6 protein-coding genes are annotated in these 13,442 nt (G+C 64.0%); 2 read left to right on the top strand and 4 right to left on the bottom strand.

Annotated features, from left to right (window positions below):
* Positions 1–2: 2 nt before the first annotated feature.
* The 3 genes from HOY44_RS15440 to HOY44_RS15430 are packed head-to-tail and all read right to left on the bottom strand — an operon-like array spanning position 3 to position 4,871.
* Entirely contained in the window at positions 3–1,655 is a 1,653-nt protein-coding gene (locus HOY44_RS15440) for a monovalent cation/H+ antiporter subunit D (protein ID WP_287435828.1), read from the bottom strand.
* Positions 1,652–2,005, bottom strand: a complete 354-nt coding sequence (locus HOY44_RS15435; protein ID WP_008330177.1) for a Na+/H+ antiporter subunit C — start codon at positions 2,003–2,005, stop codon at positions 1,652–1,654. Before HOY44_RS15435 ends, HOY44_RS15440 begins: the two co-directional genes overlap by 4 nt.
* A gap of 1 nt (position 2,006) precedes the next feature.
* Positions 2,007–4,871: a monovalent cation/H+ antiporter subunit A gene (locus tag HOY44_RS15430; RefSeq protein WP_287435826.1), complete on the bottom strand. Its 2,865-nt coding sequence runs from the start codon at positions 4,869–4,871 to the stop codon at positions 2,007–2,009.
* Positions 4,872–5,195: 324 nt separating this feature from the next.
* Between HOY44_RS15430 and HOY44_RS15425 the strand changes: the two genes are divergently transcribed.
* Both HOY44_RS15425 and HOY44_RS15420 read left to right on the top strand, forming a co-directional pair.
* The gene (locus HOY44_RS15425; protein ID WP_008330182.1) at positions 5,196–5,900 is read left to right on the top strand and encodes a CoA transferase subunit A; all 705 of its coding nucleotides are present in this window, start codon (positions 5,196–5,198) and stop codon (positions 5,898–5,900) included.
* On the top strand, positions 5,900–6,523 hold the full coding sequence (locus HOY44_RS15420; protein ID WP_040884570.1) for a 3-oxoacid CoA-transferase subunit B: 624 nt from the start codon (positions 5,900–5,902) through the stop codon (positions 6,521–6,523). Before HOY44_RS15425 ends, HOY44_RS15420 begins: the two co-directional genes overlap by 1 nt.
* Before the next feature lie 67 nt (positions 6,524–6,590).
* Here HOY44_RS15420 and HOY44_RS15415 read toward each other — a convergent pair whose 3' ends face one another.
* Positions 6,591–13,373: a cadherin-like domain-containing protein gene (locus HOY44_RS15415; protein WP_287435822.1), complete on the bottom strand. Its 6,783-nt coding sequence runs from the start codon at positions 13,371–13,373 to the stop codon at positions 6,591–6,593.
* Between the last annotated feature and the right edge of the window lie 69 nt (positions 13,374–13,442).

Below are 13,442 nucleotides of genomic sequence, written 5' to 3'. Positions count from 1 at the left end.
GATCAGTGCCCCCCGTCTTTCGCAGACCCGTCGTCATCGTGCTCCGCGGCGTCTTCGTCGTAGGCCGCATCTTCCTCGCCGTGATGATCGTCGGGATAGGGCTTCAGCCCATCGGGGTTTTCAAGGACCGCCGACACATAGGCGTTGCGGTCGAACAGCTGATCCGCCGTCAGTTCGAAATACCGCGCGGCGGGGCCGGCGAAAATCGACAGCGCCGCCAACATGCCGATGGCCGCCATGGTCGGGGCGACTTCCCAAGCCTTGGCCGGGTCGCGGGTGATCGGAACCTCTTCCTTTTCCTCGTCGTCGGAAATCACGTTCTCCGGCAGGACGAAGGCGGTCGATTTCCAGAACAGCGCCGATCCGGCTCGCGCGAAGCCGACGATCGTGAAGAGCGAGCCGACGAGGATCGCGGTCCAGGCCCAGCCGATTTCGGCAGGGTCGCGCAGGTTGTCGAGGACGAAGAGCTTGCCGAGGAACCCCGACAACGGCGGCATCCCCGCCATGCCGATGGCCGCTCCGAAGAAGAGCGCGGCGAACAGGCCGTTCTGAACCGTGGCGGGAAGCGTTGTCAGCGTGTCGCCGGGGCGGCGCGTCACCACGAGATCGGCGATGAGGAACAGCGCGGCGGCGGCGAATGTCGAATGTACGAGGTAATAAAGCGCCGCCGTCGTCGCGCCGGGGGTGAAGGCGGAAATGGCGAGCATCAGGGTGCCCATCGACCCCAGAACCGAAAACGCGATCAGCGGCATCAACCGGCGCGCACCGAGCACGCCGAAGGCCCCGATCCCCACGGTCACGATGGCGGCCGCGAACAGCCACAACCCGGCCATATCGCCCGTCGCCGGAATGTCGGGCCCGAAGACGATCGTGTGGACGCGGATGATGGCATAGGCCCCCACCTTAGTCATGATCGCGAACAGCGCCGCCACCGGCGCAGGCGCGTTGGCATAGGTTCCCGGCAACCAGAACTGCACCGGAAACAGCGCCGCCTTGACCGCGAACACGATCATCAGGAGCATCGCGGCGACGCGCACGATGGCCGCATCCTCGACCGGAATTTCGCGCAGGCGCACGGCGAGATCGGCAATGTTCAGCGTACCGGTGGACGCGTAAAGCGTGCCCAGCGCGAACAGGAACAGCGTGGACCCGGCAAGGTTCATGATGACGTATTGCAGGCCGGCCCGCATCCTCTCACGCCCGCCCGAATGGATCATCAGACCGTAGGAGGCGATGAGAAGCACCTCGAAGAACACGAACAGGTTGAAGACGTCCCCGGTCAGGAAGGCGCCCGAGATACCCATGAGCTGAAACTGGAACAACGCATGGAAATGCAGCCCCTTCTGATCCCAGTTCGTCGCGACCGCGTGGACGAGCACGATGAGCGCGAGGACCGAGGTGAGCAGCACCATAAGGGCCGACAGCCGGTCGAGCACGAGCACGATCCCGAAGGGCGCGGGCCAATTGCCCAGCCGGTAGACGAAGGTTTCGCCCGGCGCGGCGCTTGCGAACAGTCCGGCGGCAATGGCGACAAGGCCGATGGTCCCCACGATCGACGCGATCCGCGCGATCAGGATGTCGTAACGCATGACATAGCCGATGATCGGCGCCAGCAGCGCAGGCAGGATGACGGGGGCGATGATCCAGTGGGTCATTTCACCGGCTCCTCCTCATCCTCGTCTCCGCGCTCGATATCGACCTTGTCCGTCCCGGTCTCGAGAAATGCGCCAATGGCGATCATCACGAGAACGGCGGTCATGCCGAAGGAAATCACGATGGCGGTCAGCACCAGCGCCTGCGGCAGCGGATCGGTATAGGAGGCGTCGCCGTATTTCAGGATCGGCGGCAGGTTCACCGAAAGCCGCCCCGAGGCGAAGATGAACACATTCACGGCGTAGGACAGCAGCGCCAGCCCGAGGATCACGGGAAAAGCGCGCAGGCGCAGGATCAGGTAGACCCCGGCAGCGGTCATGGCACCCACAGAGGTCGCGACGATCAGTTCCATGTCACTCTTTCCCCCCTTCGAGCGGTTTCACCCTGTCGGCAGGATCGTAGTCCATCGGTTCGAGGTTCACGGACTGCCCGGCATAGCGCGCGATCCGGCTAAGGCTGAACAGCATCAGCATCACCGCACCCAGCACGGTCAGGAACACGCCGAGGTCGAAGAGCGCGGCGGTCGCGAGCTCGAATTCCTCGATGGGCGGGAACTCGAAATATCCGAAAGCCGAGGTCAGGAACGGTTTTCCGGCCAACCACGACCCGGCCCCCGTCAGCCCCGCGATGACCACGCCGAAGCCGATCATCGCGTGATATTGAATACGCTGGCGCGACTGCGTCCAGGCAAAGCCCGAGGCCATGTATTGCATGAGCAGCGCAATCGCGATGACCAGACCGGCGACGAACCCGCCCCCCGGATAGTTGTGGCCGCGCAGGAAGATGTAGATGCCGACCATGACGGCGATGGGCATCATGACACGGGTCGCGACCACCATCATCAGCGGGTGGCGGTCCCGCGACAGATCGCGCGTGAAGTCCGTGTTGCGCAGCTTGCGCCCGGCGGGGCCACCCAAGAGCGCCTGCATCAGCGCGTAGATGATGAGACCGGCGATCCCCAGCACGATGATCTCGCCGTAGGTATCGTAACCACGGAAATCTACGAGGATCACGTTGACCACGTTGTTGCCGCCACCGCCCGCATAGGAATTGTCGAGGTGGAAGCCCGAGATCGTATCGACGTCGCGGCGCATGAAGGCATAGGCCAGCGCACCGACACCCGTGCCCGCGACAAGCGCGACGACCCCGTCGGCGATCTTCTTGCCGACGCGCGTTTCCATTGGCGTCTCTTTCGGAATGAAATGCAGCGCCAGCAACAGCAGCATGATGGTCACGGTCTCGACCGAGATCTGCGTGAGCGCGAGGTCGGGGGCCGAGAGATAGACGAAGCCTGCCGACACCATCAGCCCGATGATCGACAGAACCACGAGGGCGCGGAAGCGGTTGCGATGGAACAGCACGACCGAGGCGGCGCCGACGATCAGCAGGACGAACCCAAGACCCACGAGCGGCGGAACCGGCAACATCTCGCGGCTGGGCGCGGACATGCCGCCCCCGGTCCACGCGGCGTAGCCCAGTGCGACCGAGGCGACGGTGAAAATGGCGAGGTAACGGGTGATCGACCGATTGTGCGTCACCTCGGCGATCCAGCGCGTCGCGCCGACCAGAAGCGCCAGCAGCTTGTCGAAGATCGCCTTGGCCTCGGGGCGCGGTGCCGCGATCCACACCCGGTCGAGCGGACGGTGGATGAGCAGCAGAACGATCCCGCCGGCGATGGCGGCGAGCGACATGAACAGTGCCGGGGTCACGCCATGCCAGATTTTCAGATGCGGATGCAGCGCCTCTCCCGCCACCGCCGAGGCCGCGACCGCGACGAGGTTGTCGGCGAGGAACGGCATCACGCCGATGGCGACCACCAGCACGACAAGCAGCGCAGGGGCCGCATACATGCCGAAGGGCGGATCATGCGGTGTGTGCGGATAGTCGTCGCGCACCGGCCCGCCGAAGGTGTGGAAGATGAAGCGCAGCGAATAGGCGACCGAGAACAGCGCGCCGAGCGTGGCGAGCGCGGGCACGACCCACGGATTTTCAAACCAGTACGTATGCGACGCTTCTTCCAGCATCATCTCTTTCGACAGGAACCCGTTGAAGAGCGGAATCCCCGCCATCGACAGTGCCGCGATTGTTCCAATCGTCGCGGTAATGGGCATGAGCTTCGCCAACCCACCGAGCCGCTTGATGTCCCGCGTATGCGCCTCGTGATCCACGATCCCGGCGGTCATGAAGAGCGCGGCCTTGAAGGTCAGGTGGTTGATAATGTGAAAGACCGCGGCGACGGCGGCGGCGGTCGTGCCGAAGCCCAGAAGCATGGTCAACAGGCCAAGGTGCGAGACCGTCGAGAACGCCAGAAGCGCCTTCAGATCGTCCTTGAACAGCGCGATGACCGCGCCCAGAACCATGGTGATCAGACCCACGGTCGCGACGATGTAGAACCACGCCTCGGTGCCCGCGAGCGCGGGCCACATCCGCGCCATGAGAAACACGCCCGCCTTCACCATCGTGGCCGAGTGGAGATAGGCCGACACCGGCGTCGGTGCCGCCATCGCGTGCGGAAGCCAGAAATGGAACGGGAACTGCGCCGACTTGGTGAAGGCGCCCAGCAGGATGAGGATCAGCGCGGGCAGATACCACTCCGACGACTTGATGAGGTCACCGGAGGCAAGGATGTCGGTCAGGTCGTAGCTGCCCACGATATTGCCGAGGATCAGCATGCCGCCGATCATGGCCAGCCCGCCCGATCCGGTGACCGCCAGCGCCATCCGCGCGCCCTGACGCCCTTCGGGCAGGTGCTTCCAATAGCCGATGAGTAGGAAGGACGACAGCGACGTCAGCTCCCAGAACACCAGCAATAGCAGGATGTTGTCCGACAAGACGATGCCCAGCATCGCGCCCTGAAAGAGCAGCAGATAGGTGTAGAACTGCCCCATCGGGTCGTCGCCGGACAGGTAAAACCGCGCATACAGGATGATGAGCAGCCCGACACCAAGGATCATGCCCGCAAAGAGCAGACCCAGCCCGTCGAGGAAGAAGGACGCCGACAAGCCAAGCTGCGGCAGCCATTCGAACCGCGCCTGTATGACCTCGCCCCGCATCACGTCCGGCGCCAGAATGCCCAGCATGACCAGCGCGAGCACCGTCGGCACTGCTGTAAATGTTGCGCAGGCGTTTCTGCCTGCCCGGATCATCCAGCCTGGAACCAGCGCGCCGATAAATGGCAATAGCGCAATGATTACAAGCAGATTGCTCCCGTCTCCCATCCGTCGTCCCCGTTGGCGGTATGTATTCTTTTTTCGTTTCCTCAAGAAATAGGGGGTCATGGCCCGGAAACCAAACGGATTTCCATGACATTTTCGCCAGCCGGGTCGAGTTGCGGGTTGCAAACCGGCGCGGTTCACCCGTCTGGTTTGTCGAAACTCGCTCTTGCACCCGCAGCATTCGTATTTTTACGTAGGGTCAGGAACTTGAACCCGATGTGCCCCCCCGGTAGTGTCCCGCCGAGTTTGGCGGACGGTCGCCGGGGGAGGAGAGACCATCGGGCCAGCCGCAGGGTCCATCGTTTTCACGAAAGAGAAAGAACGGATATGCAAAAAGTGTACCCCAACGCAAAGGCCGCGCTCGATGGCCTGTTGCGTGACGACATGCTGATCGCCGCCGGGGGCTTCGGCCTTTGCGGCATCCCCGAGCTTCTGATCGACGCCGTGGTCGAAAGTGGCGTGAAGAACCTGACGGTCGCCTCGAACAACGCGGGCGTCGACGGGTTCGGGCTGGGCAAGCTGCTCGACACCCGCCAGATCAAGAAGATGATGTCGTCCTATGTCGGCGAGAACGCGGAATTCATGCGGCAGTATCTGGCGGGGGAGCTGGAGCTCGAATTCAACCCGCAGGGCACGCTGGCCGAACGGATGCGCGCCGGCGGTTCCGGCATTCCGGGGTTCTACACCAAGACCGGCTACGGCACCCAGATCGGTGAGGGCAAAGAGGTCAAGGTGTTTAACGGCGAGCACTACATCCTCGAAGAAGGCATCTTCGCGGATTTGTCCATCGTGAAAGCGTGGAAGGCCGACGACACCGGAAACCTCGTCTTCCGCAAAACCGCCCGCAACTTCAACCCGCCGGCGGCCATGTGCGGCAAGGTCTGCGTGGTCGAGGTGGAAGAGATCGTGGAGCGCGGCGCGCTCGACCCCGACCACATCCACCTGCCCGGCATCTATGTGCACCGCATCATTCAGGGCGAGCACGAGAAACGGATCGAAAAAGTCACCACGCGCAGCCGGGAGGACGCATAATGCCTTGGGATCGTAACCAGATGGCCGAACGGGCCGCGCAGGAACTCGAAGACGGGATGTACGTGAACCTCGGGATCGGCATTCCGACCCTCGTGGCCAACTACGTGGGCGACAAGGACATCACGCTTCAGTCGGAAAACGGGATGCTCGGCATGGGCCCCTTCCCTTACGAGGGCGAGGAAGACCCGGACCTCATCAACGCGGGCAAGCAGACGATCACCGAACTCAACCGCACGTCCTATTTCGACAGCGCCATGTCTTTCGGCATGATCCGGGGCGGCAAGATCGCCGCCGCGATCCTCGGCGCGATGGAAGTGGCCGAGAACGGCGACCTCGCGAACTGGATGATCCCCGGCAAGCTGGTCAAGGGCATGGGCGGCGCGATGGACCTTGTCGCCGGTGTCGAAAAGGTCGTCGTCGTGATGGATCACACCAACAAGGCGGGCGAGACGAAGCTGCTCAAGTCATGCACCCTGCCGCTCACCGGCACGGGCGTCGTCGACCGGATCATCACCGATCTGGGCGTGCTGGACGTGGTCGAGGGCGGTCTGAAGATCGTGGAACTCGCCCCGGACGTGACCGAGGACGAACTGCGCTCCAAGACCGAAGCGACGATCGTCTGAGCGCATTCGCACCGACCGAAAGAAAAAGGGCCCCGCGGGGCCCTTTTTTTTGGCCTGACGCCAAAGGTCACCAGAGCAGATCGCCCGACGACACGATGCCGCTGACGTCGATCAGTTGCACCTGCGCGCCGTTCGACAGCGTCACCAGCGTATCGTCCACCGTGCTGTCGCCGTCGGCATCGACGTCGGCCACGCTCGCGATGGTCAATCCGCCAAGCAGGTCGAGACCGTCGACCCCAAGCTCGAAGTCGCGGATGGTGTCCACGTCGGTCTCGGTCCCCGGCTCCGCATCGAAGACGAACTGGTCGGCACCCAGGCCCCCGGTGGCGATGTCGTTGCCGGCACCACCAAAGATGATGTCGTCCCCGTCGAAGCCCATCAGGATGTCGTCGCCAGCCGCACCACCAAGGGTGTCGCCCTCGTCGGACCCGAAGATCAGGTCGGCTTCGGAGGTTCCGGCCTGATTGACGCTCTCGGCCTTGACGCCGAGCGTCTTGATCGTGGTGAGCACGATCTCGTCGCCCGTCGTCGTCGGGTCGAGGTCCACGGTTACCGACGTGGTGAACGTGTTCGACCTGCCCAGTAGCTCGGCGATGCCGGAAATCTCGGCAAGACTGATCGCCAGCCCTTCGGCGGTCGTCGAGAAGTCCGGCAGTCCGGCCAGTTGCCCGTGATCCGTCGCATCCGCGACCAACGACACCGTCGCGTCCGAAACCTCGAGCTGGAACAGAGCGGAATTGCCGACGCTGTCGAGCAAATCGGAGAAGGACGAGACGGCAAGGATGGTCCCGTCCGTGTCCAACTGCTCCACGTTGCCCGTCTGGAAGTTGCCGACCGCCACGACCTCGGTCGTGACGCCGTAGGCCCGCAAGGCCGTGTCCGCCTGATCGATCCGCGTCTCCTGCGCGGCCAGTGGATACGGCACACCGTCGGTGATGAGGTAGATGAAGTTGTTATCCGAGCTGGCCGTCTGGTCGTAGAACATGCTTGCCGCAGCCAGCATGGCATCGCCCGTGGCGGTGGTGCTGCTGATCCACGACAGCGTATCCACAAGCGCCGTCATGGTCGAAACCGGGAAGGTGTCGGTGAACTCGATCTCGCGCCGGACGGTATTCGAGAAGTTGATGACCGCGAAATCCAAATTCACGCCCGTACCGGTGAATTGCGTGTCCAACTCGGTCATCAGACCCGAGACGGCGTCTTTCGTCAGTTCCCATCCGCTGCTGCCGACGCTGCCGGAACTGTCCATCACGAACATGACGTTCACGTTGGGCGACCCGGAAAGCGACGACAGGTCGACGGAAATCTGCCCGGTGTCGAACACTTCGACCTCGGCGGTCTGCCCGCCCGTCGTGGTATATGGCCCAACGTCCACCGTTATCGTCGCGGTGTCGGAGGCCGTTCCGTCAGACACGAGCGCCTGGAATGAATCCGACCCCGAGAAACCGCTGTTCGGGGTGTAGACGTAGCTGCCGTCGGGATTGACCACGATGGTGCCGTTGTCCGGCCCTTCACCCGGCACGAGCGCATAGGTCAGGCTGTCACCGTCGATGTCAAAGCCGCTGAGGGTGGCGTTCAGCGCGACTTCGTAATCGGTCGTCTCCGACTGATCGGCCATCTCCGGCGCATCGTTGACGCCCGCGATCTCGAACGAAACGGTCGCGCTGTCGCTTCCCCCGTTTCCGTCGCTCACAGTGTAGGTGAAGGTTTCGACAAGGATATCGCCCGCGGCAAGACCCTGCATCGCGGCGGCGGGGCTGTAATCCACCGACCCGTCCGGGTTCAGCGCGAGCGTGCCGCCTGCGGTTCCGGTCGGCGACACCGCGACGATCTCAAGCGTATCGCCGTCGATGTCGCTGTCGTTGCCCAGAAGGTCCGCCGCCGCGAAAGTGATCGGCGTGTCTTCGTCCGCGCCGGTGTCCAGCGCCGTGAAGCTGTCGTTCACCGCATCCGGGTCGTCGTTCGCCCCCACGATCTGCACGGATACGGTGGCGGTGTCGGTTGCCCCGTTCTCATCCTCGATCGTGTAGGTGAAGCTGTCGGTCGCGGTCTCGCCCACCCCGAGGTAATCGAAGGCCGCCAGCGGGTTGTAGAACACGTCGCCCGTGGTCGCGTCGACGACCGTGACCTCTGCCCCCGAGGCGAGCGTGATCGACGGTGCCGCCGAGCCGTTCAGTTCCGTCAACGTGAAGCTGTCAGTGATGTCGGGGTCGTAGTCCTGCACCGGGCTGATCTGGCCGAGCCGGAACAGGTCCGCGGTGTAGGCGCCGTTCTCCGGCCTGACGAACGCGTCGTCCACGGCGACAGGCCCGTCGTTCTGCCCCGCGATCGAGATCGAGATCGTCGCGGTATCGGTCGCGCCCTGTCCGTCCGACACGGTGTAGGTCAGGATCGGCGCGGTGTAGCTTTCCCCGACGCCCAGCCCGTCGAAGAACCCGTTGGAGCTGAACGCGAACGTGCCGTCCGCATTCACCTGCACCGTTTGGCCGGACAGCAGGATAAGCTCCTGCCCCACCTGCGTGTCGACCCCGTTCACGGCGACGACCGTCAGCACGTCGTTGGCGTCGACATCGCTGTCGGCCCCGGACCCGTTGTCATCGAACACGTTGCCCGTCGCACCGATCTGATCGCCGTTGAACAGGTCGTCCTCGGCCACCGGGCCGTCATTCGCCCCCACGATGGTCACTGTCGCGGTCGCGATATCGGTTCCGCCGTCGCCATCGGTGATCGTGTAGTCGAAGGTGATCGTCCCGGTCTCGCCCACACCCAGTTGTTCGGCCCCGATGAACCCTGCGGTGTCGAGGTCGAGCGTGCCGTCGGCCCGGATGGTCAGGTTGCCAAAGCCCGAGAGCAGCGTCGTTTCACCGGAGAATGCGCCACCGGCGACTGAAATCACGGAAATGCCCGCACTATCGATGTCGTAATCCTGCGGCGGGGCGGACGAGAACGGAGTGAACAGCGTCGCACCGACCAGCGCCGCGCCCTCGGCGACCGTGAAGGCGTCGTCGAAGGCCACCGGAGCGTCGTTCACCGGCGCCACATCGACCGAGATGAGCCGGGTGGTCGTCGCCTGATCGCCGTTCGCCGTTTCGGTCGCAATCGCATCCACCTGGAACTGGATAAGGCCGAAGGCATCCGGCGGCGGCGTGAAGGTGAGGCCGGGCAAGGAAGCTAGGTCCGCGCCCTCGATCACCCATTCCGGGCCATCCGCATATCCGATGTTGAACACCGAGCCCGCCGGCATACCGCTGAAGCGCAGCTGAAGCGTCTCGGACCCGTCGGTGTCGAACAGATCCGCAACGAGGCCGAGGAGCCCCGCGGTATCCTCGGTCCCGATGGCGAGCGGTTGAGGCACCACCACCGGGTCATCCGCGACAGGAACGATGTCGATATCGACCGTGGCCGTGTTGGACACCGCAATTCCGTCGGAGATTTCATAGGTGAAACTGTCGGGCCCCGAGTAATTCAGGTCCGAGGTGTAACTGAAGAACGTCCCGTTGAAGGATACGACGCCATGTGTCGTGTTGATCGTCGTCGGGCCCGTCAGCACCGTTCCGTTGATCGAATAGACGAACGGCACATCCCCGTCCGCGTCGCTGTCGTTCGACAGGAGGCTGAGGGGGATACCGACCGGGGAATCCTCGTCCGTCGAATAGACGTCGTCATTCGCGACGGGCGCCTGATTATCATCGGCCCCGTTGATGTCGATGGTCAGCGTGGCGGTATCCGTGCCGCCGTTCCCATCCGATATCGTATAAGTGAAGGTTTCCTGCGCAATTTCGCCGGAAACCAAGGCTTCGGTATCGGAATCCGTATTGTCGAGCGTATAGGTCCAATCACCGTCCGGCCCGATGGCGAGAAGGCCGTAGCGGCCCAGAACGAGTTGCACGAAGGTCGTGACCGGCATGTCCGACCCCGGTTCTCCGGTTCCGGACGACACCTGCACAACGGCGAGCAAGTCATTCGCATCCACGTCGCTGTCGTTGGCAAGGACATTGCCCGCGGCACTGTCCTGTCCGACCGGATCGGCGTAGCCGGCCTCGACCACCGCAGCGCCGGCGTAGTTGTCGCTCACGGCCGAGGGTCCGTCGTTCTGACCCATCACCGTGACCGAGACTGTGGCGCTATCCTGCCCGCCATTTCCGTCGGTCACCGTGTAGGTGAAGGTGTCTACCGCGCTTTCGCCCGCACCCAAGGCCTCGAACTTTCCCGAGGGGTCATAGGTGAAGGTATCGCCATCGCCGGTCGAAATGACGATGCCCGACGTGCCGGTGGTGTCGATGGACAGAACCTCGATATCGTCGCTGAGATCGACGTCGGTATCGTTTCCGGTCAGGTTGATCGCGGTGGCGACAAGGTCGTCTTCGTTGACGGTCGCGGTGTCGTCATTCGCCGTCGGACCGTCATTCTCGCCAAGGACCGTGATCGTGACCAGCGCGTTGTCGCTGGCACCGTGGTTGTCCTCCATCACGTAGCCGATCAGCACGTCGACGCTTTCGCCCGCGCCGAGGTATTCGAAGTCGCCCAAGGTATCGAAGGTGATCTGATCGCCCACGATATCGCCGGTGCCGCCCGGCGTGTATTTGACGCCGCCGATGACCGACAGGGTATCGCCCAGATCGACGTCGGTATCGTTGTCGAGCACCGCAACCGAGATCGAGCCGGATTCTCCCAACGTGCGGTTGTCGTCATTGGCGACCGGCCCATCGTTCTCGCCTTCGACCGTGACGGTCGCGGTGGCCGTATCGGTCCCCCCGTTTCCATCCGTCACCGTGTAGTCGAAACTGTCGATGTAGGTCGCGCCCACCGCGAGGAAGTCGAAGTTGCCCGCGATCCCGACGGTGACATCCGTCCCGTTGGCATCCACGCTCACGTCGCCCAGCGTTCCCGTGTCGTCGATGCCGAGGATCGACAGCGGGTCGCCATCCGGGTCGCTGTCATTGGCGATCAGGCTGAACGACACATCCACGGTGTCTTCGAGGATCGGCGTTGGCGAGGCCGCGTCGTCCACCGCGACGGGGCCGTCGTTGGTGCCCAAGACGGTGATCGTGACGGTCGCGGTCGAGGTTTCACCCGCCTGATCCGCGATGGTGTAGGACAGCTCCACCGTGGCCGTTTCACCGACCGTAAGGTCATTGTAGTCACCCCCCGGCGTCCATTCGACCTGATCGCCGACGATGCCGGCCGTTCCCCCGCCCGAGGTGACCGACACGGCGATCACGCTCAGGGTGTCGCCCGAATCCGGGTCGCTGTCGTTGTCGAGCACCGACACCAGCACGGCGTCGTCTTCATCGGTGCTGGCCGTGTCGGCAAATGCCGTCGGCGCCTCGTTCGTGCCGATCACGGTGACGGTGACGGTCGCGCTGGTACTGGTGCCGTGGGTATCCACCACGATCACCTCGACATCGACCTCGGCCTCTTCCCCGTTGGCGAGCGCGTTGAAGTCGCTGCCCGGATCGAAGGTCAGCGTCGAACCGACCAGCGAAACGCTGCCCGGCCCGGCGAAGGCCCCCAGCAGGTAGGTCAGCGTCGTCGCGTCGTCGTCGCTGTCCACGTCATCCGCCAGCGCGGCAAGGTCCACATCGACCGGCCCGCCCCCTTCGAAGGCTTCGGCAGTGCCCGCATCCAGCGTGGGCGCGTCGTTTTCACCGACGAGCGTGATCGTCACGGTATCGGTCGCGATCGCGCCCTGCCCGTCGTCCAGCGTCACCGCGTAGGTCTGCACCAGCGTCTCGCCCATGGCGAGCCCGTCGAGCGCGGCATCGGCGACATCGAAGCTCCACCCGACCGAACCGGCCCCGGACCCCGTGGAATCCGCAAGGAGGATCGCGAAGGCCCCCAGATAGCCCGACGCGCCCGGCACGACCGAAACAGCGTGGGTGTCGTTGAGATCGACATCGGTAAAGTCGATGGACCCGGCGGCGTTCAGCGTCGCGGTCCCCTCGCCCGGCGCACCGTCGGCGATCTCCGTCACGGTGGCGGCTTGCGGACCGGAGGTGATCGAAATTCCGTCGTTCAGCCCTTCAATGGTGAGGTCCGAGGTGATCGTCGTCGTCCCCCCGCTTCCATCGTCGATGACCAGCGTGATCTGCTCCACGACGCTTTCCCCGGCGGACAGGTAGTCGAAGGCCGTGCCCGGATCGAAGGTCAGGTCATAGCTTTGGGCGTCCATGCCGCCCGAGGTCGTGATGGGGGTTCCGGCCCCGACCGTGACGGTGCCGGTTCCCGGCTGGCCGTCCGTGTCGGACAGGCTCGCCGACAGGATCGTCGCGCCGGTTCCGCCGATGTCGTAGACCGAGACCGAAAGCGTGGTCGTCCCGTTTTCGGGCGCGCTCGCGTCATCGAACACCACGAGCGGCGGGTTCTCCCCCCCGATCTCGAAGGTGTAATCGTCGAATTCCAGAATCTCGAACCCGACGAGCGTGTCGCAGCCGTCCGGCCCGCGCACGGTGATGACATTGCACCACCAGTTCGAGCTGATCGTGTAGTCGAGGATCGAGCCTGAGAAGACGGCGGTATCGGTGCCCGAGCCGCCGTTCATGAAGTCGTTGCCGCCGCCGCCTTCGACCCGGTCGTCGCCGCGGTTTCCGTTGATTATGTCCCGGAAGTCCGATCCGGTCAGGTCGTCGTCACCTTGACGGCCCACGATGACCTGCCCGCGCGAGGCGTCCGATTTGTCGATGACGTCATCGTGCCGCGTGCCGATCTCGATCTCCGGTCCGCGCCTGTCGTGGTCGGACCCGCGCCCCCGTGCGTCGTGGTCGTCGCGGCCGTTTCGGGACTGATGGTGGTCGTCGTCGCGCCGGTTGGATTTGTCGTTTTTCTTGGAATTACTATTGGACTTGCCCATGCGATTTCCCCCCTGAAACGGCATGCTGAAATAAAGTAGCGTTCTAAAAGGTCCGGGACCTGACCCAAG

The organism is Maritimibacter sp. (assembly GCF_016774595.1).
Classification (GTDB): domain Bacteria; phylum Pseudomonadota; class Alphaproteobacteria; order Rhodobacterales; family Rhodobacteraceae; genus Maritimibacter; species Maritimibacter alkaliphilus.
Note: the sequence above shows the minus strand (reverse complement) of the source record. Positions and strands in the feature narration are given on the sequence as shown.